Genomic DNA, 24,689 nt, shown 5'->3' with positions numbered 1-24,689 from the left:
CGGGCGCCCCTCTATGATGCACCCATCACTTTTTTACCTGCGATGAACCATGGCTGACTCTGCTTTCTTCTGCCCCCTGTCACACGAAGGCGTTCTCGCCGTCCGCGGCTCCGACGCCTCCAAGTTCCTGCAAGGGCAACTGACCTGCAACCTCAATTACCTGAGCGACACCCAGGCCAGCCTGGGTGCGCGCTGCACGCAAAAAGGGCGCATGCAGTCGAGCTTTCGCATTGTGTTGCAAGGTGATGGCGTGCTCCTGGCCATGGCCACCGAACTGCTCGAACCGCAGTTGGCGGACCTGAAGAAATACGCTGTGTTTTCCAAATCCAAACTCACCGACGAAAGCGCCGGCTGGGCACGCTTCGGTCTGGCCGATGCGGATCAAGCCCTGGCCAGCTTCGGCCTTGAGCTGCCGGCTGAAACCGACAGTGTCGTACGCACCGGCACATTGATCGCCATTCGCGTCTCCCCCGGCCGCGCCGAACTCTGGGTGCCTGCCGATCTAGCCGAAACGACACGTAACCAACTGGCTGCGCAGTTGAAAGAAGCCGACCTGAACGCTTGGCTGCTGGGCCAGATCCGCGCCGGTATCGGCCAGGTCATGCCGCAAACCCGCGAGCTGTTCATCCCCCAGATGCTCAACCTGCAAGCCGTCGGCGGCGTCAGCTTCAAGAAAGGCTGCTACACCGGCCAGGAAATCGTCGCGCGCATGCAGTACCTGGGCAAACTCAAGCGCCGCCTGTACCGCCTGAACCTCAACGCCGCCGAGCTGCCGGAGCCAGGCACCCCGCTGTTCTCGCCCAGCCACAACAGTTCTATCGGCGAAGTTGTCATCGCCGCGAAAGCTGACCAGTCGATTGAACTTCTGGCCGTGCTGCAAGCCGAAGCTGCCGACAGTGGCGACGTGCACTTAGGCACCCTGGAAGGCCCCGGCTTGCAACTGCTTGACCTGCCCTACCAACTGGACCGTGATCGAGAGATCCAGCGTTAATCGCCGTACCTTTTTTGCAGCACCCTAGAGAGCATGAATGAACAAGCTGGCGGAAAAAGTCCAACAGGCTTTGGTAACGGCCATCGACAACGATGACCTGGTTCTGCCGACATTACCGGAAGTGGCCCTGAACATACGTCAGGCCGCGGAAGATCCGGATATCAGCATCAGCCACTTGAGCAAAGTGATCGGTCGCGATACCGCCCTGTCGGCGCGCCTGATCAAAGTGGTCAACAGCCCGCTGCTGCGCGCCACCCAGGAAGTCACCGACCTGCACACCGCCATCACCCGTCTGGGCACCAACTACAGCAGCAACCTGGCGATCGGGTTGGTGATGGAGCAAATCTTCCACGCCCGCTCCGAAGCCGTCGAACAGAAAATGCGCGATGTGTGGCGCCGCAGCCTGGAAGTGGCCGGCGTGAGCTATGCCTTGTGCCGCAGCCACAGCCAGCTCAAGCCGGACCAGGCGGCCCTCGGCGGGCTGGTACACCAGATTGGCGTGCTGCCGATCCTCACCTATGCCGAAGACCACTACGAGCTGCTGTCCGACCCGGTCAGCCTCAACCATGTGATAGAAAGCATCCACCCGGTATTGGGCGACAAATTGTTGGGCCGCTGGGACTTCCCGGAGATGCTCGCGAAGCTGCCCGGGCAATATCTGGACCTGGAGCGCGACTCTCCAAGCCTGGATTACATCGACCTGGTGCAAGTCGCCGCACTGTATTGCCACCGTGGCACCGATCATCCGCTGGCGAGCGTGCCGGTTTCCCATTTGCCGGCCATCAAAAAGCTGCGTGTGGATCCTTACAGCGACACCCTGCGCGCCGAGCTGGATGAAGCACGGTCGATGTTTTACTGATCAGCCCGCAATAAAACTCACGCGCACCTTCAACCCCGCCAGCTCACCATCGTGCAGGCTGATCTGCGCCAGGTGCGCGCGGCAGATCTCACCGACAATCGCCAGCCCCAGCCCCGAGCCCATGCCCTGCTGGTTGCGTCGATAGAAGCGCTCGAATACCCGGTCCCGCTCGTCAAGCGGGATGCCCGGGCCATCATCTTCCACTTCCAGAACCGCGGGCGCACTCACCCGCAAGATCACGTTGCCGCCGGGTGGCGTGTGAGCCAGCGCGTTGTCCACCAGGTTGCTCAGCAGCTCATTCAACAAGGTCGGCTCACCGCGCAACCACACCGGCTCATCCGCCTCCAGCGCCAGCGCAACGCCGCGCGCGTGAGCCAGCGGCGCCATGGCCATGCCGAGTTCACGGGCCAATTGGCTGAGATCGAGCAACTGCGCGCCACCTTCGGCAATCGCCCTGGCGCCGTTTTCAATGCGCGCCAGAGACAGCAACTGATTGGCCAAATGAGTCAAGCGGTCCGTGCCCTGGGCCGCGCTCTCCAGCGTGCTGCGCCAGGTGGCCGGGTCTTCGGCTCGCAACCCCAGTTCCAGGCGGGCCTTGAGCGCGGCCAATGGCGTGCGCAATTCGTGGGAAGCGTCGGCAATAAACTGTGCCTGGCGCTCGAACTGACCACGCAGGCGTTCGGTGAAGTGGTTGAGCGAACGCACCAGCGGGCCGAACTCATGCTGCACCTCGACCAGCGGCAATGGCCTCAGGTCATCCGGCTGGCGCTCTTCCACCGCCGTGCGCAGGCGCTCCAGCGGGCGCAGCGCGGCGCTCACGGCAAACCACACCAGCAGCAGCGCGCCAACGGCCAGCATGCCGAGGCGCAACAAGGTGTCCGCCATCAGGCTGCGCGCCATGCTTTCGCGTGCTTCGTCGGTTTCCGCCACGCGGATTTCCGCCATGCCGTTCATGTTCGGTTCGGAAACAGCCTTGAGCAGGCTGACCACACGCACTTGCTGGCCCTGGTAAGTGGCATTGTAGAACCTTGCCAAGGCCGGGTAATCATCGGTACGCGGCGTGCCGGGCGGCGGGCCGGGGAGGTTTTCGTAGCCGGAAATGAGCTTGCGGTCGATGTCATTGACCTGGTAATAAATTCGCCCCGCGCTGTCGTAGGCAAAGGTGTCGAGGGCGACATACGGAACGTTGGCGCTCAAGGTGCCATCCACTTGCGTAAGCCCTGCGGCAATGGTCCGCGCCGAGGCCAGCAACGTGCGGTCGTAGGCCGTGTCGGCGGCTTCGCGGCCATTCCAGTAGGCGCTCATGCCACTGGCCAGCATCAGCACCACCAGCAACAGCGCCAGGTTCCACAGCAGGCGCCAACGCAGGCTGCTCGGCTTATGCATCGCGGGCTTCCAGCAGGTAGCCGAGGCCACGGAAGGTCACAATGGCGATCGGCTGGCCGTCGAGTTTCTTGCGCAGGCGGTGCACGTAGATTTCGATGGCATCGGGGCTGGCTTCTTCGTCCAAACCGAACACTTGCGAGGCCAGTTGCTCCTTGCTCATTACCCGGCCCGGGCGCGCGATCAAGGCTTCGAGTACGGCCTGCTCGCGGGACGTCAGCGTCATCAGCTCGCCGCCTACGGTGAACCGCCGGGTGTCCAGGTCATACACCAGCACACCACAGGTTTGCTGGCGCTCGCCGCCCAGCACACTGCGGCGCAGCAATGCCTTGACCCGCGCTTCCAGCTCCGTCAGTTCGAAAGGTTTGGCCAGGTAGTCGTCGGCGCCCAGGTTCAGGCCGTGTACGCGGTCTTTCACATCACTGCGGGCGGTGAGCATCAACACAGGCAGATTTTTCCCACGCGCCCGCAAACGTGCGAGCACCTCAAAACCGTCCATGCGCGGCAACCCCACATCGAGCACCACCGCCGCGTATTCCTCGCTGCCCAGGGCCAGGTCGGCGGCCACGCCGTCGTGCAGCACGTCGACGGTCAAACCCATGCCCTTGAGCGCCTGGGCGACACTTTCGGCCAGTTGCAGATGGTCTTCAACCAGGAGGACACGCATGGATTTTCACCTCATTCGGGCATGGTCGACGCCACGCTTTGCCGGGCAGTTTACAGGCGGCGACTGCCCTGTGAAGCCCGAAAACATTGAAAGACAACTGAAAGGTTAGTGAAAGCTTCGCCCTTTAGCATCAAGTGACGGTGGGTAATGCCTGCCCAGCTGCCTGATCCGCAGCGCCCGAAAAACGCCTCGAAGCGTTTTCGCCAAAATAAGAACAATAACGGAGTATGCAACGATGCTGTCGACCCAGCCCCAGGCCCGTCCGCCTGTGCGTTTTTCCCGTCTTTCCCAAACCGCCCTTGCCAGTGCCGCTGCCCTTGCCGGCTTTTCGCCGCTCAGCCAGGCTGCCTTTTTCGAAGACAGCAGCGGTACCCTCGAAACCCGCAACATGTATTTCAACCGCGACTTTCGCGACGGCACCAGCGCACAACAATCCAAACGCGATGAATGGGCCCAGGGTTTCATGCTCAACCTGCAATCGGGCTACACCGACGGCACCGTCGGCTTCGGCGTGGACGCGTTGGGCATGCTCGGCGTCAAGCTCGACTCCAGCCCCGACCGCACCGGCACCGGCCTGTTGCCGACACACGATGACGGCCGCGCCGCCAACGAATACTCCAAGCTGGGTGTGACCGGCAAAGTGAAGATTTCCGCCACCGAGCTTAAAATCGGCGCGCTGATCCCGGAACTGCCGATCCTCAAGCCCAACGACGGGCGCATCCTGCCGCAGACCTTCAACGGCGGCCTGCTGACCTCCAGGGAATTCAAAAACCTGGTGCTCACCGGCGGCCGTCTCGACAAGGCCAAGGACCGCGACGACACCCACTACGAAGACATCACCCTCAACAACAAGAACAGCCGCTTCCGCAGTGGCGCCACCGGCAAGCATTTCAACTTCGGCGGCGCGGATTACAAGTTCGCCGACAAGGTCACCGGCAGCTACCACTTCGCTCAACTCGACGACGTGTACCGCCAGCACTTCCTCGGCCTGGTCGCCTCCCGCCCGATGGGTCCAGGCACGTTCGGCGCCGATGTGCGCCTGGCCATCAGTGATGACACCGGCGCAGCCCGTGGCGGCAAGATCGACAACAAATCCTTCAGCAGCCTGTTCAGCTACGGCCTCAATGGCCATAAGCTCAGCGCCGGCTACCAGCGCATGTTCGGCGACAGCGCGTTCCCCTATGTGGATGGCAGCGACCCGTACCTCGTCAACTTTGTGCAGATCAACGACTTTGCCGGCGCCGAAGAGCGCTCCTGGCAGGCACGTTACGACTACGACTTCGCCAAGCTGGGCATTCCCGGTTTGAGTTTCATGAGCCGTTACCTGTCGGGTGACAACATCAAGCTCAAGAACGGCGAGACCGCCAAGGAGTGGGAACGTAACAGCGAAGTGCGTTACGTGGTGCAGAGCGGCACGTTCAAGGACGTGGCCTTCCGCCTGCGTAACGCCACCTATCGCACCAACTATTCGGCCCGTGATGCGGACGAAGTGCGCGTGCTGGTGAGCTACAGCGTCGCGCTCTGGTAAGCAGTACCCGGCAAGCAATACCCATAACAACAAAGACGGAGACAACCATGACCTTTTCACTGCGTAAACTGGCCCTCGCCGCCGGCTGCATGATGTTCGCCGGCCAGTTGCTGGCCGCCGACGAACCCAAGCGCCCGGAGTGCATCGCCCCCGCCTCCCCCGGCGGTGGTTTTGACCTGACCTGCAAACTGGCGCAAAGCGCGCTGGTCAACGAGAAGCTGCTGAGCAAGCCGATGCGCGTGACCTACATGCCCGGCGGCGTGGGCGCGGTGGCCTACAACGCGGTAGTTGCTCAGCGCCCGGCGGACGCCGGTACGCTGGTGGCCTGGTCGAGCGGTTCGCTGTTGAACCTGGCCCAGGGCAAGTTCGGCCGCTTCGATGAAAGCGCCGTGCGCTGGCTGGCGGCCGTCGGCACCAGCTACGGTGCCATCGCGGTGAAAAGCGATTCGCCCTACAAGACCCTGGACGATCTCGTCAAAGCCTTGAAGAAAGATCCGGGCAGCGTGGTGATCGGTTCCGGCGGCACCGTCGGCAGCCAGGACTGGATGCAAACCGCCCTGATCGCCAAGGCCGCGGGGATCAACCCGCGCGAGCTGCGTTACGTGGCCCTCGAAGGCGGCGGTGAAATCGCTACTGCCCTGCTCGGCGGCCACATTCAGGTGGGCAGCACCGACATCTCCGACTCCATGCCGCACATCCTGAGTGGTGACATGCGCCTGCTGGCCGTGTTCTCCGAGCAGCGCCTGGACGAGCCGGAAATGAAGAACATTCCGACCGCCAAAGAGCAAGGCTACGACATCGTCTGGCCAGTGGTGCGTGGCTTCTACCTCGGGCCAAAGGTCAGCGATGCGGAATACGCCTGGTGGAAGGAAGCGTTCGACAAACTGCTGGCCTCCGAGGAGTTCGCCAAGCTGCGTGACCAGCGCGAACTGTTCCCGTTCGCCATGACCGGCCCGGAGCTGGACACCTACGTGAAAAAACAGGTGGCGGACTACAAAGTGCTGGCCAAAGAGTTCGGCCTGATCCAGTAATCGCTCCTCTTTTGCTCGGCCGCGCCCTTTTGAACAGGCGGCGCGGCCCAGGAGTTCCACATGTTCTTACAACGCATTTTCGCCTCGGTGATGCTGCTGGTCTGCGCCGGCCTGGCGCTGATGGCCTGGCCTTATCAAGCGTCGTTTTCCTACGAGCCGGTCGGCCCGCGCGCCTACCCGCTGCTGATGCTCGGGCTGATGAGCCTGGGCCTGATCTACATGCTGTTCCGCCCGCAGCCAACCAAACACACGGAAGAAGAGCCCGCGCTGGACCGCGAAACCCTGATCAAGATCGGCATCTGCGTGGCGTTGCTGATCGTGTTCGCCGGTACTTTCGAACCGCTGGGCTTCATCCTCAGCAGCATGCTGATCGGCATTCCCATGGCGCGCCTGTATGGCGGCCGCTGGTTGCCGAGCCTGGTGATTGTCACGTTGATGGCCATCGGCTTGTACCTGCTGTTCGACAAAGCCATGGATGTACCGCTGCCCCTCGGCCTGCTCGACGTTCTGGAGAACTGACATGGATACTTTCAGCTATTTGGGTCAGGGCTTCGGCGTTGCACTGTCCCCGTACAACCTGGTGACCGCCCTGTGCGGCACCCTGATCGGCACCGTGGTCGGCCTGCTGCCCGGCCTGGGCCCGATCAACGGCGTGGCGCTGTTGATCCCCATCGCGTTCGCGTTGGGCCTGCCGCCGGAGTCGGCCTTGATCCTGCTGGCAGCCGTGTACCTGGGCTGTGAATACGGCGGGCGTATCAGCTCGATCCTGCTCAACATTCCGGGCGAAGCCTCCACCGTGATGACCACCCTCGACGGCTACCCGATGGCCCGCAAAGGTCTGGCCGGTGTGGCGCTGTCGCTGTCGGCCTGGAGTTCGTTCATCGGCGCGTTTATCGCCACCTGCGGCATGGTGCTGTTTGCCCCGCTGCTGGCCAAGTGGGCGATTGCCTTCGGCCCGGCGGAATATTTCGTACTGATGGTGTTCGCGATTGTCTGCCTCGGCGGCATGGCAGGTGACAAGCCGTTGAAAACCTTTGTTGCGGCATTGATCGGCCTGTTCCTTTCAGCCGTGGGCATCGACGCCAACAGCGGCGTGTACCGTTTCACCGGCGACAATATTCACCTGACCGACGGCATCCAGTTTGTGGTGCTGGTGCTGGGCCTGTTCTCCATCAGCGAAATCCTGTTGCTGCTGGAAAAAACCCACCGTGGCCAGGAAGCGGTCAAAGCCACGGGGCGGATGATGTTCAACCTCAAGGAAGCGGGTGCGGTCTTTGTGGTGAACATTCGTTGCGGCCTGCTGGGCTTCATCATGGGCGTGTTGCCAGGCGCCGGTGCCACACTCGCGTCAGCCGTTGCCTACATGACCGAGAAACGCCTGGCCGGTGCCAGCGGTAAATTCGGACAAGGCGACATGCGTGGCCTCGCCGCCCCGGAGACCGCCATTGGCGCCTCCGCCTGTGGTGCTCTCGTACCGATGCTGACCCTCGGCGTACCCGGCTCGGGCACCACCGCGGTGATGATCGGCGCCCTGTCGCTGTACAACATCACCCCCGGCCCGCTGCTGTTCCAACAGCAACCGGACATCGTCTGGGGCCTGATCGCCTCGTTGTTCATCGCCAACATCATGCTGGTGATCCTCAACATCCCGATGATCCGCATCTTCACGCGCATCCTTGCCGTGCCGAACTGGGCGCTGGTGCCGGTGATCGCCATCATCACCGCGATCGGTGTGTACGCGGTTCACGCCACCACCTTCGACCTGTTCCTGATGGTCGGTATCGGCATCTTCGGTTACATCCTGCGCAAGCTGGATTTCCCGCTGTCGCCAGTGTTGCTGGGCTTTATCCTCGGCGGCCTGATGGAACAGAACCTGCGCCGCGCGCTGTCGATTTCCAACGGTGACCTGCAGATCCTCTGGTCCAGCCCGATCACCTTTGGTGTGTGGGTACTGACCGCGCTGATGCTGGCCTTCCCGCTGGTGCGCATCTACCGCAAACGTGCCCTGCAGCGTCGTGCCCTGGCCGATGTCTGAGGTCACCTTTAAACATTGGTGGGGAACACCGCTGGTCGGCCTGGCCGGCGGTTACCTGGCCAGCCTTGTCGGCTGGCCTTTGCCGTATATGGTCGGCTCGTTGCTGGCGATTATCCTGGTGCGCTGCCTGACGCCGTGGCAGTTGGCGGAGATTCCCGGCGGGCGCAAATGCGGCCAATGGGTGGTGGGCATCGGCATTGGCCTGCACTTCACCCCGGTGGTGATCGAGCAGGTGATGAGCCACTTCGGCCTGATTTTTTTCGGCGCGCTGGTCACCAGCCTGTCGAGCATTGTCGGCGTGTGGTTGATGCGCCGCAGCGGCGAAGACCGTGCCACCGCGTTTTTCTCCAGCATGCCGGGCGGTTCCGGTGAGATGGTCAACCTCGGTGCCCGCAATGGCGCGGTGCTCAGCCGTGTCGCGGCGGGCCAGAGTTTGCGCGTGCTGGCGGTGGTGCTGTGTGTGCCGGCAATCTTCAAATATTTGCTCGAAGGCGGAACGCCGCAGTTTCATCCGGCGCCGGTGAGTTGGGCGTGGCTGGCGCTGTTGTTTCCGCTGGGCGCGTTGGTGGCCTGGGGCTGGCAGCGTCTGCGTCAGCCAAACCCTTGGCTGTTCGGGCCATTGCTGGTCAGCGCGACCGCAAGTGTCGTGTGGGACTTGCATTACGGCCTGCCCAACGGTGGCAGCCAGATCGGCCAATGGCTGATCGGCAGCGGGTTGGGTTGCCACTTCAACCGCCAGTTCTTTCGCCGGGCGCCGTCGTTCATGGGCAGAACCCTGATCGGCACGGCCTTGACCATGGCACTGGCGACACTGGCGGCGGTGGGTTTGAGTGCGCTCACGCAACTGGATTTGCGTTCACTGACCCTGGGCATGATGCCGGGCGGCATTGCCGAAATGAGCCTCACGGCCGAGACCCTGCAACTGTCGGTGCCGTTGGTCACGGCCATGCAGGTGATGCGCTTGCTGTTTGTGTTGTTTCTGGCGGAGCCGTTGTTCAGGCACTGGAATCGCCAGCCGGAAAAACTCTGAACACGCGACACAGTTCAAATGTGGGAGCTGGCTTGCCTGCGATAGCGGTTTATCAGCCACTGAACCTGTCAGCTGACATACCGCCATCGCGGGCAAGCCCGCTCCCACATAGGATTGTGGTCAGCCGCTAGACCGGCGGCAACCGCCACTCGATCGGCGTCTCGCCATTCTGCTCGAGAAACTTGTTGGTGCGGCTGAAATGCCCGCAGCCCAAAAACCCGCGATACGCCGACAACGGCGACGGATGCACCGACGTCAGCACCAGGTGTTTGGTCGCATCCACCAGCTTCTGCTTGCCTTGAGCATGGGCGCCCCACAGCAGGAACACCAAGTGCGGCTGATGCTCGCTGACCACCTGGATAATCCGATCCGTAAAGTGCTGCCAGCCCTTGCCCGCATGGGCGTTGGCATTGGCGCGTTCGACGGTCATGGTGGTATTGAGCAGCAACACGCCCTGGTCGGCCCAGCTTTGCAGGCAACCGTGGTTGGGGATGTCGATATTCAGGTCGCGCTTGAGCTCTTTATAGATATTGACCAGCGACGGCGGCGTCGGCACGCCCGGCTGCACCGAGAAACACAAGCCGTGAGCCTGGCCCGGGCCGTGGTACGGGTCCTGGCCAAGAATCACCACTTTCACCTTGTCCAGCGGTGTGGAATTGAGCGCGTTGAAAATCAGCGGGCCGGGCGGGTAGATCTCTTTGCCGGCCGCGTGTTCCTGGCGCAGAAACTCGCGCAGTTCGGCCATGTAGGGCTGGTCGAACTCGTCCCGCAGGGCATGCTTCCAGCTCGGTTCGAGTTTGATTCGGTCGCCGTCGGTCATCGTGGGGCCATCGTGTAAAAAAGAATGGGCGAACCCTAGGAAAGCCCACTCCGCTTGTCAATTGATCTGACACACAACCGCCACTTTCCTGCGAAGCGATCATACTGATCCTTCACTGTCTCGATTGAGGTCATGATGAACCTGCACTTCGAAGAACTGACCGGCAGCGACGGTGCCCGCCTCGGCATCGCCAGCCTGGACGCGGAAAAATCCCTCAACGCGCTGTCGTTACCCATGATTCTGGCCTTGAGCGACCGTTTGGACGCCTGGGCGAAAGACCCGAACATCCGCTGCGTGCTGCTGCGCGGCAACGGCCCCAAGGCGTTTTGTGCCGGCGGCGAGGTACGCAGCCTGGCCCAGGCCTGCCGCGAGAACCCCGGCGTCGTGCCGCCGCAGGCTGCGCAGTTCTTCGCCGCCGAATACCGGCTCGATTATCGCCTGCACACCTACCCCAAGCCGGTTATCTGCTGGGGCCACGGTTATGTACTGGGCGGTGGTATGGGCCTGCTGCAAAGCGCGGCGGTGCGCATTGTCACACCGGGCAGCCGCCTGGCCATGCCCGAAATCAGCATCGGCCTGTACCCGGACGTGGGCGCCAGTTGGTTTCTGTCACGCCTGCCCGGCAAGCTCGGCTTGTTTCTGGGACTGACCGGCGCGCACATCAACGGCCGTGACGCGCTGGATCTGGGCCTGGCCGACCGTTTCCTGCGCGATGACCAGCAGGACGCATTGATCGAAGGCCTGCTGCAATTGAACTGGCAAGAACAAACCGCCACTCAACTCAACAGTTTGCTCAGGGCACTGGCCCACGAAGCCATCGACCAGCAACCCCAAGCGCAATGGCTGCCGCGCAGGGCACAGATCGACGAATGGCTGGATGTGGGGGATGTGCGCTGCGCCTGGCGCGCCTTGAGTTTGCTGCGCGACCACGCCGACCCGCTGTTCAGTCGCGCCGGCAAGACGCTGAGCGAAGGCTGCCCGCTGACGGCGCACCTGGTATGGGAACAGATTCGGCGCGCGCAGCATTTGTCGTTGGCCGAGGTGTTTCAGATGGAATACACCTTGAGCCTGAACTGCTGCCGCCATCCGGAATTTGCCGAAGGCGTGCGCGCGAGGTTGATCGACAAGGACCAGACGCCCCATTGGCACTGGCCCGATATCAATACAATTCCCGAGGCGGTGGTAGACGCGCATTTTCACAAAGCCTGGGAAGGTCGGCACCCGCTGGCGGATCTGTCCGACTATTAACGGTGCCCGCCGTGGCCGCCGCCGTTATGGCCGCCGCCATTGCCCCATCGGTTACCCCAGCCCTGCGCCGGATAAGGCCGGTAACCGGGCCTTGGATAATAGCGCGGCGCAGGCTGGTAATAGCGCGGCGCCGAATAGTAGCGCGGGGGTGGCGCGTAATAACCGCGCCCGTAGGGGTAATACGCCGGGCCGCCATAGTAGTAAGCCGGCGCCGGTGCGGTGTAGACCTCGGAGCGATAGTACGTAGCGCCTCCATCGTAATAAGGCACGCAAGCGCAAAGAGTCAGGCCGAGCAAAGCGGTGAGCAGCAGTCGTCGATACATGGCGGCCTCCCGGACCGCGAAAGAGCACATCCAGCGACGCTGGAGGGCGGCATTCGGATTTCACCGAATGACGAAATATCTGACATCGAAAACCGAATCTGGTGCGTTTTGGACACAGGTTGAAACATGTGTTTCAGACGAACAGAACGCCTCATTGCAGTGCAACCCCGCACCAGCACAACGCACGAAAATCGCCCCAAAAAAAGCTTGTTGCACGCAAACCCTTGATCTACACGCCCGCCTCTGACTTGGCACGACTCTCGCTTTGCCCCTCTTGTGCAGGATTGATCACAGGTTCGCGGCACCACAATTTGCAATGGCTGACTAGGGTTCCGGCTCGCTTGACGCGAGTGACTGGTCCGAGAGTTGGCGACCTCCAGTTGAGGTTACACGGCGGGATAAAAGCCCGGGAGACAAGCCACCGTTCGCGGTGCCGCGTTGCTCCTGCTCGCCCATGTTCAACTGGAGAAGCACCATGCCCTCATTGCGTTTACCCGCCTTGCTCGCCGCCGCCTTTGCCGCCGTGCTGAGCGTTCAGACCCAAGCCGCCGTCAAAGACCACTTCAGTGTGTGCTGGACCATTTACGCCGGCTGGATGCCCTGGGAGTACGCCGGCAGCAGAGGCATCCTCGACAAGTGGGCGAAAAAGTACGGCATCAAAATCGACATGGTGCAGCTCAATGACTATGTCGAATCCATCAACCAGTACACCGCCGGCCAGTTCGACGGTTGCACCATGACCAACATGGACGCCCTGACCATCCCCGCCGCCGGTGGCGTGGACAGCACTGCGCTGGTGGTCAGCGACTTTTCCAACGGCAACGATGGCGTGGTGATCAAGGGCACCGGCAAGACCGTGGCGGACCTCAAGGGCATGAACGTCAACCTGGTGGAACTCTCGGTCTCCCACTACCTGCTGGCCCGCGCGCTGGAGTCCGCCGACCTTACCGAAAAAGACCTGAAAGTGGTCAACACCTCCGACGCCGACATCGCCGCGGCCTTCAACACCGACCAAGTGCAAGCCGTGACCACCTGGAACCCGATGCTCTCCGAGATCAAGGCCAAGCCCGGTGTCACCCAAGTGTTCGACTCCAGCAAAGTGCCCGGCGAAATCATGGACATGATGGTGGTCAACACCCAGACCCTTAAAGACAACCCAAAACTTGGCAAAGCGCTGACCGGCGCCTGGTTTGAAGTGGTGGCGCTGATGAATGCCAAAAACGCCGCCGGTACCGCAGCCCTGGAACACATGGCCAAGGCATCGGGCACCGACCTCAAGGGGTTCCAGGCGCAACTGGACACCACCAAGCTGTTCGCCACCCCCAAGGAAGCCCTGGCGTTTGCCACCAGTGCGCAGTTGCCCGCGACCATGCGCAAGGTTGCCGAGTTCTCGTTTGAACATGGCCTGCTCGGCGAAGGCGCCAAGGACACCAGCGCCGTGGGCATGAGCTTCGCCAATGGCGTGACCAGCGGCGACACCGCCAACCTCAAGCTGCATTTCGACCCCGCCTACGTGCAGATGGCCGCCGACGGCACCCTGTAAGAGGACCCGGCCATGCGCCTGATCAACCGTCACCCGGAACGCTCCAGCCGACTGTTACTGGTACTGCTGCCGTTCGCTTTGCTGCTGTTCGCCTATTTTGTGGGCTCGGCGGAGCGATTGGCGCAGAACCCCAACGACAAGCTGCTGCCCAGCGCCGTGCAAATGGGCGACGCGATAAAACGCCTGGCGTTGAGCGCCGATGCGCGCACCGGTGAATATGTGCTGTGGCAAGACAGCGCGTCGAGCCTGCGCCGCCTCACCATCGGCTTGGGCATTAGCGCCCTCGCCGGCCTGTGCCTGGGCATCGCCGCCGGCACGCTGCCGCTGTTTGGTGCGCCGCTGTCGCCGCTGCTCACCGTGCTGTCGATGGTGCCGCCGCTGGCGATCCTGCCGATTCTGTTCATCGTGTTCGGGCTGGGGGAGTTGTCCAAGGTGATGCTGATCGTGATCGGCATCACCCCGGCCCTGGCGCGCGACCTGGAACAGCGTGCCCGGGAGATTCCCGTCGAGTTGCTGGTAAAAGCCCAGACCCTGGGCGCCTCCACCTGGACCCTGATACTGCGCGTGGTGCTGCCGCAATTGCTGCCGCGCCTGCTGATTTCGCTGCGGCTGATGCTCGGCTCGGCGTGGTTGTTCCTCATCGCTGCCGAGGCCATCGCCTCCACCGACGGCCTGGGCTACCGGATCTTCCTGGTGCGCCGCTACCTGGCGATGGACGTGATTCTGCCCTACGTGGTGTGGATCACCCTGCTCGCCTGGCTGATGGACTGGGGCCTGAAAACCCTGACCCGACGTGCATTCCCCTGGTACGAAGGAGCACGGGCATGAGCTTTATCATCGTCAACAACGTGTGGCAGCGCTATGGCGACCAGGTGGTGCTCGAAGGCCTGGACCTGCAGGTGGCCGAGGGCGAGTTCTGCACCCTGGTCGGTACCTCGGGCTGCGGCAAGTCGACTTTTCTGCGCCTGCTGCTGGGCCAGGAAACCGCCAACAAAGGCCAGATCCTGCTGGACGGCCAGCCCCTCGCCGCCGAACCGGATGCCAGCCGCGGCGTGGTGTTCCAGCGCTATTCGGTGTTCCCGCATTTGAGCGTGCTGGATAACGTCGCCCTGGGTCTGGAACTGCCCCGTTCACGGTGGCTGGGCCGACTGTTCGGCAACGCCAAAAAGCAGGCCCGCGAAAGGGCCGCCGCCCTGCTGCACAAGGTCGGCCTCGGCCATGCACTGGACAAGTACCCCGCGCAGCTCTCCGGCGGCATGCAACAACGACTGGCCATCGCCCAGGCGCTGATCATGCAGCCACGCGTGCTGCTGCTGGACGAACCCTTCGGCGCCCTCGACCCGGGCATTCGCAAAGACATGCACCAGCTGTTGCTGGAACTGTGGCGCGAAACCCGGTTGACGGTGTTCATGGTCACCCACGACCTCAGCGAAGGTTTCAGCCTCGGCACGCGCTTGCTGGTGTTCGACAAGGTCCGCGTCGACCCCCACGCCCCCGGCGCCTATGGCGCGCGCATCACTTACGACATCCCTTTGAACAGCGAGCGCCGTAAAGCCCTCGCCGCCGAACTTGGAGCCACTTCCAAATGACCGATTCCACTCAACTGTTCCCCCCCTTCGCCGAGGAAATGCTCCCCGGCGGCGGCCACCGCTCCTTCGTGCTCAAGCGCGGCCAGTTGCTGCGCCTCACCGACATTCGCGGCGGCGCCAATGTCAGCCTCACCCTGCTCAACGCCAATGAAAAAACCGAGCGCCTGAACCTGCCCGACAGCCTCAAATGCCAACACACGGCCAAGCTCACCACCGGTCATTGCCTGTATTCGGACATGGGCCGCGTGCTGGCCGCGATCACCGCCGACACCTGCGGCTGGAGTGACAGCATCGGCGGCGTCCTGTGTGCCTCAGAGGTGGCCGAGAAGTACGGCCAGGGCCGCTATCAGGAGCTGCGCAACGGCTTCTTCCGCAATGGCACCGACAACCTGCTGGTGGAACTGGGCAAGTGGGGCCTGGGGCTTTGCGACTTGCTGATGACCCTCAACCTGTTCAGTCGGGTCAGCGTTGATGGTGAAGGTGGCTTGCACTTCGTGCCGGGCAATTCCAGGGCCGGCGACTACATCGAGCTTTACGCGCCGATGGACACGCTGGTGGTACTCACCGCCCTGCAACATCCGATGGACCCCAACCCCGCCTACGCGCCGCAACCGCTGAAGCTCAGCTGGATGAACGCCGACCCAAGCGTCGCCGAACACTGCCGCACATCGCGCCCGGAAAACGAGCGCGGTTTTATCAACACCGATCGCCTGTTCGCCTGAGGAGCCGCCATGTCCACCCCACTGAAACAACCTGACGCCGCGGTGTACCGCGCGACCATTCCCGCCGGCGAGCCGTGGCTGATGGAGGTCAAGGCCGGCCAGACCTTGCGCATCCTCGACCTTGAGGGCAACCAGGCCGTCGACACGCTGTTCTACAGCCTGAAAAACCCGCGTGAACGCTATGACGTGCAACGCACCCTGCGCCGACAGAACAGCGTCTACCTGAGCACCGGCAGCGTGCTGTATTCCAATCTCGGCCAGCCGATGCTGACCATCGTCGACGACACCTGCGGGCGCCACGACACCCTCGGCGGTGCGTGTGCCCAGGAGAGCAACACCGTGCGTTACGCCCTGGAAAAACGCTACATGCATAGCTGCCGCGACAACTACCTGCGCGCCTGTGCCCACGACGGCCGCCTGGGTAAGGGCGACATCGGGCCGAACATCAATTTTTTCATGAATGTGCCGGTCACGGCTGACGGCGGGCTGACCTTCGAGGACGGCATTTCCGCCCCCGGCAAGTACGTCGACCTGCGCGCGGAGATGGACGTGATCGTGCTGATTTCCAACTGCCCGCAACTGAATAACCCCTGCAACGCCTACAACCCCACCCCTGCGGAGTTACTGGTATGGAACTGAAGCTCAAGCGCCTGCGCCAATGGTTGTTCACCCTGTGCCAGGCCCGCGCCGGGCAGTGCCTCAAAAAACAATGAAGATCAACTGTGGGAGCTGGCTTGCCTGCGATAGCGGTGTATCAGCCTACACATGGGTTAGCTGACACACCGCCATCGCGGGCAAGCCCGACTCCCGCAGTTGATCTCCATCTGTTTCGGAATGTGCGCTGCGGACGACCGCAGCGCCTACCCCCTTTTGCGGGACGGCCCGCAGGGTTTTGCCATGTTCGAAAAACTCTTGATCGCCAACCGTGGCGCCATCGCCTGTCGCATCCTGCGCACTTTGCGCGAGCTGAACGTCAAAGGCATCGCTGTATACGCCGAGGCCGATGCCGCCAGCCTGCATATCCGCCAGGCCGACGAGGCGTTCAGCCTCGGTGAAGGCGCAGCGGCAGGTACGTATCTGGCGGTAGAAAAGATTCTGGCCACCGCCAAGGCCTGTGGCGCAAAGGCGATTCATCCCGGCTACGGTTTTCTTTCGGAAAACGCAGCCTTTGCCCAAGCCTGTGAAGACGCCGGCATCGCCTTTGTCGGACCCACCCCGCAACAATTGCGCGTGTTCGGCCTCAAGCACACCGCGCGGGCCTTGGCCAGGCAACATCAAATTCCGTTACTGGAAGGCACCGAATTGCTCGACAGCCTGCAGGCGGCGCTGTCGGCAGCCGACTACGTGGGCTACCCGGTGATGCTCAAAAGCACGGCGGGCGGCGGTGGCATCGGCATGCGCGTGTGCCGCAGCGCGGTGGAATTGGGTGAGTGTTTCGACGCCGTCAAACGCCTGGGGCAGAACAATTTCAGCGACGCCGGTGTATTCATCGAAAAATACATCCAGCACGCGCGCCACCTCGAAGTGCAGGTGTTTGGCGACGGCGCCGGCGGCGTCATCGCCCTTGGCGTGCGCGACTGTTCCGTGCAGCGGCGCAACCAGAAAGTCCTCGAGGAAACCCCGGCCCCCAACCTGCCCGAAGGCATGGCCGAAGCGTTATGTGCAGCGGCGATCACGCTGGCCAAAGCCGTCGACTACCGCAGCGCCGGCACCGTGGAGTTTATCTACGACAGTGCCGACGGCCGCTTCTACTTTCTGGAAGTGAACACGCGGTTGCAGGTGGAGCACGGCGTCACCGAACAAGTGTGGGGCGTCGACCTGGTGCGCTGGATGGTGCAACTGGCCGCCGGTGAATTGCCGCCGTTGAACACGCTGGTGCTCACCCCCCAGGGCCATGCGATTCAGGCACGGCTGTACGCAGAAGACCCGGGCAAGGATTTCCAGCCCAGCCCCGGCCTGGTGACCCGCGTTGACTTCCCGCAGGCGGCGGGCCTGCGGATCGACACCTGGGTCGAAGCCGGCTGCGAGATTGCGCCTTACTTCGACCCCATGATCGCCAAGCTCATCGCCTGGGCGCCAACCCGCGAACAGGCACGCCTGGATCTGCACCAGGCGTTGAGCGACAGCCACCTCTACGGCGTGGAAACCAACCGCGATTACCTGCGCCAGATTCTGCAGGCCGCACCGTTTGCCAGCGGGCGCCCGTGGACGCGTTGCCTGGAAGATTTGGTCTACACCGCCAACACCTTTGAAGTGCTCAGCGCCGGCACCCAAACCAGTGTGCAGGACTACCCGGGGCGCCTGGGCTACTGGGCGGTCGGCGTTCCGCCTTCCGGGCCAATGGACAGCCGCGCGTTGCGCCTGGGTAACCGCTTGCTGGGCAACGGCGACGGCGAAGCTGCCTTGGAAATCACCATGAGCGGGCCGCTGTTGCGCTTCAATTGCGCGGCCGTGGTGGCGGTCACCGGGGCCGACATTGCGTTGCACCTGAATGACAACGCGGTGCCGATGAACACCGCGCTGCTGATTGAGCCGGGCGGCGTATTGAGCCTTGGCGCTATCGCCGGAGCCGGTGCGCGCAGCTATCTGTGCCTGCGTGGCGGGCTGCAAGTGCCGGACTATCTGGGCAGCAAAAGCACCTTCACCCTCGGCCAGTTCGGCGGCCATGGCGGACGCGCGTTACGGGCCGGGGATGTGTTGCATGTGTTGCCGTTGGTGGACGTCAGCGCCGGGCAAAACCTGCCTGCGCAGCCGCTGGCCCAGGTACGCACACTGCGCGTGATCTACGGCCCCCACGGCGCGCCGGAGTACTTCAAGCCTGAATACATCGCTACCTTCTTCGCCACGCAATGGGAAGTGCATTTCAATTCCAGCCGCACCGGCGTGCGCCTGATCGGGCCCAAACCGGTGTGGGCACGCACCGACGGCGGTGAAGCAGGGCTGCACCCCTCGAACATTCATGACAACCCCTACGCCATCGGCGCGGTGGATTTCACCGGAGACATGCCGGTGATCCTCGGGCCGGACGGGCCGAGCCTGGGCGGTTTTGTGTGCCCCGTCACCGTGATCGAGGCAGACCTTTGGCAGCTCGGGCAGTTGAAGGCGGGTGACAGGCTCATGTTCGCGCCTGTCGACCTCAAGACCGCCCGCGATCTCGCCTTGAACTGGGACCAAAGTGGGAGCTGGCTCGCCTGCGATACTGACCACTCGGTCCTTCAGGCAGACCACCGTGATGCCATCGCGGGCTAGCCCGGCTCCCACCTTGATCTCAATTCACTTGAGCTGGCGTCGCCGGTGGTTCTGGACGTCGCTGACGGTGACACTCGCCTCGTTGCGCGCCTTGCCGGTGATACCCACCTGCTGCTGGAAGTCGGTGCGCCTGAACTCGACCTGGTGCTGCGCTTTCGCGCCCACGCCTTGATGCAGGCGCTCGAAGCCCGTGCCCTGCCCGGTGTGATCGACCTGACCCCGGGCATTCGCTCATTGCAAATCCACTACCAGCCCGAGCAACTGCCGCTGGCCGATCTCTTGCCGCTGATTGCCCGTGAATGGACCCGCGTATGCGCTACGCCGAACCTGCAAGTGCCTTCGCGCATCGTGCATTTGCCGCTGTCATGGGACGACCCGGCGTGCCAACTCGCCATCGAAAAATACATGACTACCGTGCGCAAGGACGCGCCCTGGTGCCCGAACAACCTGGAGTTCATCCGCCGCATCAATGACCTGGCCAGCCTCGACGCAGTACGCCACACGGTGTTCGACGCCAGCTACCTGGTGATGGGCCTGGGCGACGTTTACCTCGGCGCGCCGGTGGCCACACCGCTCGACCCGCGCCATCGTCTGGTGACCACCAAATACAACCCGGCACGCACCTGGACCGCCGAAAACTCGGTGGGCATCGGCGGGGCCTACCTGTGCGTGTATGGCATGGAAGGCCCCGGCGGCTATCAGTTTGTGGGGCGCACCTTGCAGATGTGGAACCGCTATCGGGAAGTGGCGGCGTTTGACGGCAAGCCGTGGTTGCTGCGGTTTTTTGACCAGATTCGTTTTTACCCGGTGAGCGCTCAAGAACTGGTGCGCATTCGTCAGGATTTTCCCCTCGGGCGCTTTGAGCTGAACATTGAGCACAGCCAGTTGAACCTGGCGGATTACCAGGCATTTCTGGTGCAGGAAGCCTCCGGTATCGAGGCGTTCCGCGACCATCAGCAACGCGCATTCAATGCCGAACGCGAGCGCTGGATCGCCAGCGGCCAGGCGCATTTCGACAGTGAGGAACAGGCCGCGCCGCTGAATGCAGACACGCCACTGCGCACCCACGAATGCAGTATCGACAGCCCCATCGCCGGCAACCTCTGGCAGGTTCAGGTCGCGGTGGGCGAGCCGGTCAAAAGCGGCGATGTGCTGGTGGTTCTGGAGTCCATGAAAATGGAAATTCCTGTGGTGGCGCCGTTTGCCGGCACCGTGCGCGAGATCCCCGTTCAACCCGGTAGCGGCATCGCTGCCGGCCAGCGTGTGGTGGTGCTGGAACGTGACTGACTTTTCTATTTTCACAGGTGGACAACCCATGGACCTGCAACTGGACAACCTGCGTAATGCCTACCTCAGCGGCGATACCACGCCACGCGAAGTCGTGCTGCAGCTACGCGAAAAAGCCGCGCAGTTGAACCCCGACTATCACCTGTTCATTCACCTGCTCAGCGTGGCGGACCTGGAGCCGTACCTGGCAGCCCTGAACGGTCGCGAGCCATCGCAAATGCCGCTGTACGGAATACCCTTTGCCATCAAGGACAACATTGACTTGGCGGGCATTCCCACCACGGCCGCGTGCCCGGCGTTTGCCTACGTACCGCAGCGCAGCGCGACAGTGGTCGAACAGTTGATCGCCCTGGGCGCGGTGCCGCTGGGCAAGACCAACCTCGACCAGTTCGCCACCGGCCTCAATGGCAGCCGTTCGCCCTACGGTGCCTGCCCCAACAGCGTGCTGCCGGATTACCCGGCGGGCGGTTCCAGCGCAGGGTCGTCGCTGGCGGTCGCATTGGGCGTGGCCAGTTTTGCCTTGGGCACCGACACCGCCGGCTCCGGACGCGTGCCGGCAGCGCTGAATAACCTGGTGGGGCTCAAGGCGAGCAAAGGGCTGATTTCCACCGCGGGTGTAGTACCGGCGTGCCGCACACTGGATTGCGTCACCACCTTCACCCGCACGGCGCGGGAGGCCAGCCAATTGCTGGCGCTGACCGCCCGGCTGGACCCGCTGGACGCCTACAGTCGGCAAAACCCGGCGTGGAATGATGCCTCGGCGTTTGGCGCACCGAAGCCGTTTCACTTTGGCGTGCCGCGCGCGCAGGACCTGGAATTCTTCGGCTGCAAACAAGGCCCGCAGCTGTTTCAGCAGGCCATCGCGCGCATGCTTGCACTGGGCGGCGAGCCGGTTGAATTGGACCTGTCGCCTTTCCTGGAGGCCGCACGCTTGCTGTACGAAGGGCCGTGGGTGGCCGAGCGTTACAGCGTCGCGGGTGAGTTGATGGCGCGTGAGCCCGACGCCGTGCTGCCGGTGATTCGCGCAGTACTGGCCACGGCGCCGGCCGTGACGGGCGTCGACACCTTCCGCGCGCAGTACCGGCTGCAAGCCTTGAAAGCCGAATGTGACCGACTGCTGGAAGGGCTCGATTGCGTGCTGACGCCGACCATCGGCCGCCCGGTGACACTGGAAGAACTGCGCGCCGAACCGGTGCTGCGCAATGCCGAACTGGGCTACTACACCAACTTCATGAACCTGCTCGACTACGCCGCCGTCGCGGTGCCCGGCGGCGTGATGAGCAACGGGCTGCCCTGGGGGGTAACGCTGTTTGGCCGTGCCTTCACCGATCACTACCTGCTGGGGGTGGCGGATGCCTTGCAGCGTCAGCAGGATGCCTCCCTCGGCACCCCCACCGGCAGCGCCAGCCATGACCACACGCGGCTGGTGGTGTGCGGCGCGCATTTGCAAGGGTTGGCGCTGAACGGTCAGCTCTTGCGCCGTGGCGCGCGCCTGCTGGAATGCACACACAGCTCGGCGGATTACCAGTTGTTTGCCCTGGCGGGCGGGCCGCCGTTTCGCCCCGGCATGCTGCGGGTTAGCGAGGGCGGCGTGGCCATCGAGGTGGAAGTGTGGGCGTTGCCAAGCGCAGAGCTGGGCTCCTTCCTCACCGGCATCCCGGCGCCGTTGGGCCTTGGCAAGGTGCAACTGGCCGATGGGCGCTGGGAGACCGGCTTCATCTGCGAACCCTACGGGCTCAAGGGCGCTGTGGATATCAGCCACTTCGGAGGCTGGCGCGCCTATCTGCGCAGCTTGCAATAGCCCGGCGGCGCTGTATCGTGCAGGGAACCCCGGGACCCTGCCCGATCACTGCCCGAACCAAACGATGACCCCACCCAGCCTCTGCCCCGCCTGCGGCGCCCGTAACGATTGCTCCCTCGCCGACCCGCGTACCGCCGGTCAGGCGTGCTGGTGCTACACAGTGACCATCGATCCGGCTGTGCTTGAAGCCCTGCCGGACGCGTTGCGCAACAAGGCCTGCTTGTGCCCGCGCTGTGCCCAAGTGGATGCGCAATTGCGCGAGGCTGATCAGCCGTAATGCGCGTGGACCGTTTTCTCAGCAACCTGCCACGCTTCAATCGCAAGCAAGTGCGCGTGCTGCTGGTTGAGCGACGGGTAAGCGTGGACGGCGTGGCGGTCAGCGACCCACACCATGAAGTGCGCGAATTCAGCCGCGTGTGTGTCGACGATCAAGTGCTGCAAGCCGGCAAGCCCGCGCGCTATTTCATGCTGCACAAACCTCAAGGCTGTGTGAGCGCCACCGCCGACCCGGTGCACGCCACGGTTTTGGATCTGTTGCACGAGCCGGACAAACACGAGCTGCACATCGCCGGGCGTCTGGACTTCAACACCACCGGGCTGATGCTGATCACCAACGATGGCCAATGGTCGCGCCGCCTCACGCAGCCGCAGACCAAGCTGCCCAAGGTCTACCTCGTGGAAACCGAGCAGGACATCGGCCCGCACTACGCGGCAACCTTCAAGGCCGGCCTGTACTTCGCCTTTGAAGACCTCACCACCCAGCCCGCCGAACTCGAACTGCTGGGCGCGAGGACTGCGCGGTTAAGCATCATCGAAGGTCGCTATCACCAGGTGAAACGCATGTTCGGGCATTTTGATAACAAGGTCATTGGCCTGCACCGAGAACGCATGGGGCCTTTGGTACTGGATGCCGCCCTGGCGCCGGGCGAGTACCGGGCGTTGACCAGCGACGAAATACGACAGGTCTGACGACCGTTCAGCCGATGGTGGCAAAAAACCAGCCGGGCGCCTTGCGAGGTGGCGAATCGGCTGCTTGAATCCAACCTGCCGGCCGGATTATGACCGACGAGTCGCCCATAACCTCCAAGAAACACCTTGCCCCGCCCGCGCTTGATTTGCGGGCCTCTCAGGCAAACAGCCCGCCATAACAACACCCGTCGGCCAGCCGTCACCGGACTGACATGGGCCCTTCTCTTCCAGGCGTATGCCTACCTGTCACAAAGCTCGTGCAGAGTGATCTGCGCGCACTACCCGCTTGCCAGGAGTCTTACGACATGAGGCCAGAAATCGCTGTGCTGGATATACAGGGTCAGTATCGGGTTTACACGGAGTTCTATCGCGCGGATGCTGCTGAAAAGACCATCATCCTGGTCAACGGCTCGATGGCCACCACGGCCTCCTTCGCCCAAACCGTGAAAAGCCTGTACCCGCAATTCAATGTGGTTTTGTACGACCAGCCCTACGCTGGCCGCTCCAAAATCCATAATCGCCATGAGCAGATGCTGACGAAGGAAGTCGAAGGGCAGATTCTGCTGGAATTGATCGACCACTTCGCCGCCGAGCACGTGTTGTCATTTTCCTGGGGGGGCGCCGCAGCACTCGTCGCCCTCGCCCAACGGCCACGGCGTGTCGAAAAAGCCGTGATCAGTTCGTTTTCGCCGGTGATCAATGCCCCCATGCGTGACTACCTCGAACGCGGCGTCGACTACCTTGGCAGCCTTGATCGCCACAGTGTCGGACACCTGGTCAACAGCACCATCGGCAAACATTTGCCGTCGCTGTTCAAGCGCTTCAATTACAAACATGTGAGCAGTCTGGCCGAACACGAATACGGGCAGATGCACTTTCACATCAGCCACGTCCTGCATGGCGACCGGCTGTGTTACCTGAAGGCGGCGAAACAGATCGACATTCCGGTGCTGTTCCTCAATGGCGAATGGGACGAATACACCAGCGCCGAGGACGCCAGGCTGTTTGGCCAACACGTCGCCAACAGCCGTTTCAGCACGATCCAGGCGACCGGGCACTTCCTGGACATGGAGCACAAAGCCGCCTGCCGGGACAGCCGGGACGCGGTGGTAGGCTTCTTGAAGCCCCAGCGCCCGTTCAGCCGCTTGAGGTATCAGCACGGCCAGACGCAGCATGCCTTTGCGATTTGAGATGAACGCTTGGTTAACCCATCCGCTTGTGTGGGAGCCGGGCTTGCCCGCGATACAGACGCCTCGGTATGTCTCAGGCACACCAGGTGAAGCCATCGCAGGCAAGCCAGCTCCCACGCAAGCCTGTGCCGGGATGAACGTAACCCACACATTTTTGAAGAAAAACTTCAAATTCGGGCGAACATCTGGTACAAAGTCAGCCGCTCTGAGCGGGTATAGTTTAATGGTAGAACAGTAGCTTCCCAAGCTTCCGACGAGGGTTCGATTCCCTCTACCCGCTCCACTCCAATTTTGCTTTCGCGTCAGGTTGGTTATTGACGCAAAGGCATAAAAGAACCGGCTCTTGGTGGCCGGTTTTTTTATGCCCAATATTTGGATCTGCGGCCTGTCTGAATGGGCTTTTACCGCAGGTTGATCGTTCACG

At 62.7% G+C, this 24,689-nt stretch carries 21 protein-coding genes, 1 tRNA gene, 1 pseudogene and 1 riboswitch; of the genes and pseudogenes, 19 read left to right on the top strand and 4 right to left on the bottom strand.

All coding sequences use genetic code 11. From position 1 onward, the window contains the following. Positions 1 to 49: 49 nt before the first annotated feature. Both ygfZ and ATI14_RS14450 read left to right on the top strand, forming a co-directional pair. Positions 50 to 991 carry a CAF17-like 4Fe-4S cluster assembly/insertion protein YgfZ gene (gene ygfZ, locus ATI14_RS14455; RefSeq protein ID WP_016971328.1) on the top strand — a complete coding sequence of 314 codons (942 nt, stop codon included), beginning with the start codon at positions 50 to 52 and terminating at the stop codon, positions 989 to 991. 37 nt (positions 992 to 1,028) lie between these two features. Beyond that, a complete protein-coding gene (locus tag ATI14_RS14450) occupies positions 1,029 to 1,850 on the top strand; it encodes an HDOD domain-containing protein (protein ID WP_016971327.1) in 822 nt (273 codons plus the stop codon). Here ATI14_RS14450 and ATI14_RS14445 read toward each other — a convergent pair whose 3' ends face one another. Both ATI14_RS14445 and ATI14_RS14440 read right to left on the bottom strand, forming a co-directional pair. Next, a complete protein-coding gene (locus ATI14_RS14445) occupies positions 1,851 to 3,236 on the bottom strand; it encodes a sensor histidine kinase (protein ID WP_016971326.1) in 1,386 nt (461 codons plus the stop codon). Continuing rightward, entirely contained in the window at positions 3,229 to 3,900 is a 672-nt protein-coding gene (locus ATI14_RS14440; protein ID WP_016971325.1) for a response regulator, read from the bottom strand. The genes ATI14_RS14445 and ATI14_RS14440 overlap by 8 nt, the downstream gene beginning before the upstream one ends. Before the next feature lie 235 nt (positions 3,901 to 4,135). Between ATI14_RS14440 and ATI14_RS14435 the strand changes: the two genes are divergently transcribed. Genes ATI14_RS14435 through ATI14_RS14415 form a run of 5 tightly spaced genes read left to right on the top strand, consistent with a single transcriptional unit; the run spans position 4,136 to position 9,524 of the window. Continuing rightward, entirely contained in the window at positions 4,136 to 5,428 is a 1,293-nt protein-coding gene (locus ATI14_RS14435; protein WP_016971324.1) for an OprD family porin, read from the top strand. A gap of 47 nt (positions 5,429 to 5,475) precedes the next feature. Continuing rightward, positions 5,476 to 6,459 (top strand): Bug family tripartite tricarboxylate transporter substrate binding protein, encoded by a 984-nt coding sequence (locus ATI14_RS14430; protein ID WP_016971323.1) that lies wholly within the window; start codon positions 5,476 to 5,478, stop codon positions 6,457 to 6,459. Positions 6,460 to 6,519: 60 nt separating this feature from the next. Next, complete coding sequence (locus ATI14_RS14425; RefSeq protein ID WP_016971322.1) at positions 6,520 to 6,978, top strand: tripartite tricarboxylate transporter TctB family protein; 459 nt, start codon at positions 6,520 to 6,522, stop codon at positions 6,976 to 6,978. Between the two features lies 1 nt (position 6,979). After that, complete coding sequence (locus tag ATI14_RS14420) at positions 6,980 to 8,494, top strand: tripartite tricarboxylate transporter permease (RefSeq protein ID WP_016971321.1); 1,515 nt, start codon at positions 6,980 to 6,982, stop codon at positions 8,492 to 8,494. Then, complete coding sequence (locus ATI14_RS14415; RefSeq protein ID WP_020372588.1) at positions 8,487 to 9,524, top strand: AbrB family transcriptional regulator; 1,038 nt, start codon at positions 8,487 to 8,489, stop codon at positions 9,522 to 9,524. The genes ATI14_RS14420 and ATI14_RS14415 overlap by 8 nt, the downstream gene beginning before the upstream one ends. Positions 9,525 to 9,651: 127 nt before the next feature. Here ATI14_RS14415 and ung read toward each other — a convergent pair whose 3' ends face one another. Beyond that, positions 9,652 to 10,344, bottom strand: a complete 693-nt coding sequence (gene ung / locus ATI14_RS14410) for a uracil-DNA glycosylase (RefSeq protein ID WP_016971319.1) — start codon at positions 10,342 to 10,344, stop codon at positions 9,652 to 9,654. Positions 10,345 to 10,479: 135 nt separating this feature from the next. On the opposite strand from ung, the gene ATI14_RS14405 reads away from it, so the two are divergent. Further along, a complete protein-coding gene (locus ATI14_RS14405; RefSeq protein WP_016971318.1) occupies positions 10,480 to 11,592 on the top strand; it encodes an enoyl-CoA hydratase/isomerase family protein in 1,113 nt (370 codons plus the stop codon). On the opposite strand, the gene ATI14_RS14400 is transcribed toward ATI14_RS14405, so the two are convergent. Further along, the gene (locus ATI14_RS14400; RefSeq protein WP_016971317.1) at positions 11,589 to 11,915 is read right to left on the bottom strand and encodes a hypothetical protein; all 327 of its coding nucleotides are present in this window, start codon (positions 11,913 to 11,915) and stop codon (positions 11,589 to 11,591) included. The genes ATI14_RS14405 and ATI14_RS14400 overlap by 4 nt on opposite strands. A 313-nt stretch (positions 11,916 to 12,228) precedes the next feature. Further along, positions 12,229 to 12,330: riboswitch (guanidine-I (ykkC/yxkD leader) on the top strand. A 60-nt stretch (positions 12,331 to 12,390) separates the two neighbouring features. On the opposite strand from ATI14_RS14400, the gene ATI14_RS14390 reads away from it, so the two are divergent. The 11 genes and pseudogenes from ATI14_RS14390 (at position 12,391) to ATI14_RS14340 (ending at position 24,548) form a co-directional block, all read left to right on the top strand. Beyond that, positions 12,391 to 13,458 (top strand): putative urea ABC transporter substrate-binding protein, encoded by a 1,068-nt coding sequence (locus ATI14_RS14390; RefSeq protein WP_016971316.1) that lies wholly within the window; start codon positions 12,391 to 12,393, stop codon positions 13,456 to 13,458. A 12-nt stretch (positions 13,459 to 13,470) separates the two neighbouring features. Continuing rightward, a complete protein-coding gene (locus ATI14_RS14385; protein ID WP_016971315.1) occupies positions 13,471 to 14,286 on the top strand; it encodes an ABC transporter permease in 816 nt (271 codons plus the stop codon). Next, positions 14,283 to 15,047, top strand: coding sequence for an ABC transporter ATP-binding protein (locus ATI14_RS14380; protein WP_080519988.1), 765 nt, complete (start codon positions 14,283 to 14,285; stop codon positions 15,045 to 15,047). The genes ATI14_RS14385 and ATI14_RS14380 overlap by 4 nt, the downstream gene beginning before the upstream one ends. Continuing rightward, positions 15,044 to 15,769 (top strand): urea amidolyase associated protein UAAP1, encoded by a 726-nt coding sequence (locus ATI14_RS14375; protein ID WP_016971313.1) that lies wholly within the window; start codon positions 15,044 to 15,046, stop codon positions 15,767 to 15,769. Before ATI14_RS14380 ends, ATI14_RS14375 begins: the two co-directional genes overlap by 4 nt. Before the next feature lie 9 nt (positions 15,770 to 15,778). Further along, positions 15,779 to 16,408 carry an urea amidolyase associated protein UAAP2 gene (locus ATI14_RS14370; protein ID WP_016971312.1) on the top strand — a complete coding sequence of 210 codons (630 nt, stop codon included), beginning with the start codon at positions 15,779 to 15,781 and terminating at the stop codon, positions 16,406 to 16,408. A gap of 258 nt (positions 16,409 to 16,666) precedes the next feature. Next, a pseudogene (uca, locus tag ATI14_RS14365) lies at positions 16,667 to 20,305 on the top strand (urea carboxylase). 28 nt (positions 20,306 to 20,333) lie between these two features. Then, complete coding sequence (gene atzF / locus ATI14_RS14360) at positions 20,334 to 22,106, top strand: allophanate hydrolase (protein ID WP_080519822.1); 1,773 nt, start codon at positions 20,334 to 20,336, stop codon at positions 22,104 to 22,106. Between the two features lie 64 nt (positions 22,107 to 22,170). Further along, positions 22,171 to 22,383 (top strand): cysteine-rich CWC family protein, encoded by a 213-nt coding sequence (locus ATI14_RS14355; RefSeq protein ID WP_016971309.1) that lies wholly within the window; start codon positions 22,171 to 22,173, stop codon positions 22,381 to 22,383. Beyond that, the gene (locus ATI14_RS14350) at positions 22,383 to 23,075 is read left to right on the top strand and encodes a pseudouridine synthase (protein ID WP_016971308.1); all 693 of its coding nucleotides are present in this window, start codon (positions 22,383 to 22,385) and stop codon (positions 23,073 to 23,075) included. The genes ATI14_RS14355 and ATI14_RS14350 overlap by 1 nt, the downstream gene beginning before the upstream one ends. A gap of 305 nt (positions 23,076 to 23,380) precedes the next feature. Next, entirely contained in the window at positions 23,381 to 24,265 is an 885-nt protein-coding gene (locus ATI14_RS14345; RefSeq protein ID WP_016971307.1) for an alpha/beta fold hydrolase, read from the top strand. Between the two features lie 209 nt (positions 24,266 to 24,474). Further along, positions 24,475 to 24,548: transfer RNA gene (locus tag ATI14_RS14340), tRNA-Gly, on the top strand. Positions 24,549 to 24,689 lie beyond the last annotated feature (141 nt).

The sequence above is a fragment of the Pseudomonas tolaasii NCPPB 2192 genome, assembly GCF_002813445.1.
In the GTDB taxonomy this organism is placed as follows: Bacteria; Pseudomonadota; Gammaproteobacteria; order Pseudomonadales; family Pseudomonadaceae; genus Aquipseudomonas; species Aquipseudomonas tolaasii.
This window is presented reverse-complemented; position numbering and strand designations above follow the sequence as displayed.

What these genes read in the sequence shown, in the direction of transcription:
- ATI14_RS14425 (WP_016971322.1), top strand. Translation starts at nt 6,520, where the DNA reads ATGTTCTTACAACGCATTTTCGCCTCGGTGATGCTGCTGGTCTGCGCC.
- ATI14_RS14350 (WP_016971308.1), top strand. Translation starts at nt 22,383, where the DNA reads ATGCGCGTGGACCGTTTTCTCAGCAACCTGCCACGCTTCAATCGCAAG.
- atzF (WP_080519822.1), top strand. Translation starts at nt 20,334, where the DNA reads ATGGACCTGCAACTGGACAACCTGCGTAATGCCTACCTCAGCGGCGAT.
- ygfZ (WP_016971328.1), top strand. Translation starts at nt 50, where the DNA reads ATGGCTGACTCTGCTTTCTTCTGCCCCCTGTCACACGAAGGCGTTCTC.
- ATI14_RS14400 (WP_016971317.1), bottom strand. Translation starts at nt 11,915, where the DNA reads ATGTATCGACGACTGCTGCTCACCGCTTTGCTCGGCCTGACTCTTTGC.
- ATI14_RS14435 (WP_016971324.1), top strand. Translation starts at nt 4,136, where the DNA reads ATGCTGTCGACCCAGCCCCAGGCCCGTCCGCCTGTGCGTTTTTCCCGT.
- ung (WP_016971319.1), bottom strand. Translation starts at nt 10,344, where the DNA reads ATGACCGACGGCGACCGAATCAAACTCGAACCGAGCTGGAAGCATGCC.
- ATI14_RS14355 (WP_016971309.1), top strand. Translation starts at nt 22,171, where the DNA reads ATGACCCCACCCAGCCTCTGCCCCGCCTGCGGCGCCCGTAACGATTGC.
- ATI14_RS14405 (WP_016971318.1), top strand. Translation starts at nt 10,480, where the DNA reads ATGAACCTGCACTTCGAAGAACTGACCGGCAGCGACGGTGCCCGCCTC.
- ATI14_RS14345 (WP_016971307.1), top strand. Translation starts at nt 23,381, where the DNA reads ATGAGGCCAGAAATCGCTGTGCTGGATATACAGGGTCAGTATCGGGTT.
- ATI14_RS14450 (WP_016971327.1), top strand. Translation starts at nt 1,029, where the DNA reads ATGAACAAGCTGGCGGAAAAAGTCCAACAGGCTTTGGTAACGGCCATC.
- ATI14_RS14375 (WP_016971313.1), top strand. Translation starts at nt 15,044, where the DNA reads ATGACCGATTCCACTCAACTGTTCCCCCCCTTCGCCGAGGAAATGCTC.
- ATI14_RS14385 (WP_016971315.1), top strand. Translation starts at nt 13,471, where the DNA reads ATGCGCCTGATCAACCGTCACCCGGAACGCTCCAGCCGACTGTTACTG.
- ATI14_RS14430 (WP_016971323.1), top strand. Translation starts at nt 5,476, where the DNA reads ATGACCTTTTCACTGCGTAAACTGGCCCTCGCCGCCGGCTGCATGATG.
- ATI14_RS14415 (WP_020372588.1), top strand. Translation starts at nt 8,487, where the DNA reads ATGTCTGAGGTCACCTTTAAACATTGGTGGGGAACACCGCTGGTCGGC.
- ATI14_RS14440 (WP_016971325.1), bottom strand. Translation starts at nt 3,900, where the DNA reads ATGCGTGTCCTCCTGGTTGAAGACCATCTGCAACTGGCCGAAAGTGTC.
- ATI14_RS14445 (WP_016971326.1), bottom strand. Translation starts at nt 3,236, where the DNA reads ATGCATAAGCCGAGCAGCCTGCGTTGGCGCCTGCTGTGGAACCTGGCG.
- ATI14_RS14390 (WP_016971316.1), top strand. Translation starts at nt 12,391, where the DNA reads ATGCCCTCATTGCGTTTACCCGCCTTGCTCGCCGCCGCCTTTGCCGCC.
- ATI14_RS14420 (WP_016971321.1), top strand. Translation starts at nt 6,980, where the DNA reads ATGGATACTTTCAGCTATTTGGGTCAGGGCTTCGGCGTTGCACTGTCC.
- ATI14_RS14370 (WP_016971312.1), top strand. Translation starts at nt 15,779, where the DNA reads ATGTCCACCCCACTGAAACAACCTGACGCCGCGGTGTACCGCGCGACC.
- ATI14_RS14380 (WP_080519988.1), top strand. Translation starts at nt 14,283, where the DNA reads ATGAGCTTTATCATCGTCAACAACGTGTGGCAGCGCTATGGCGACCAG.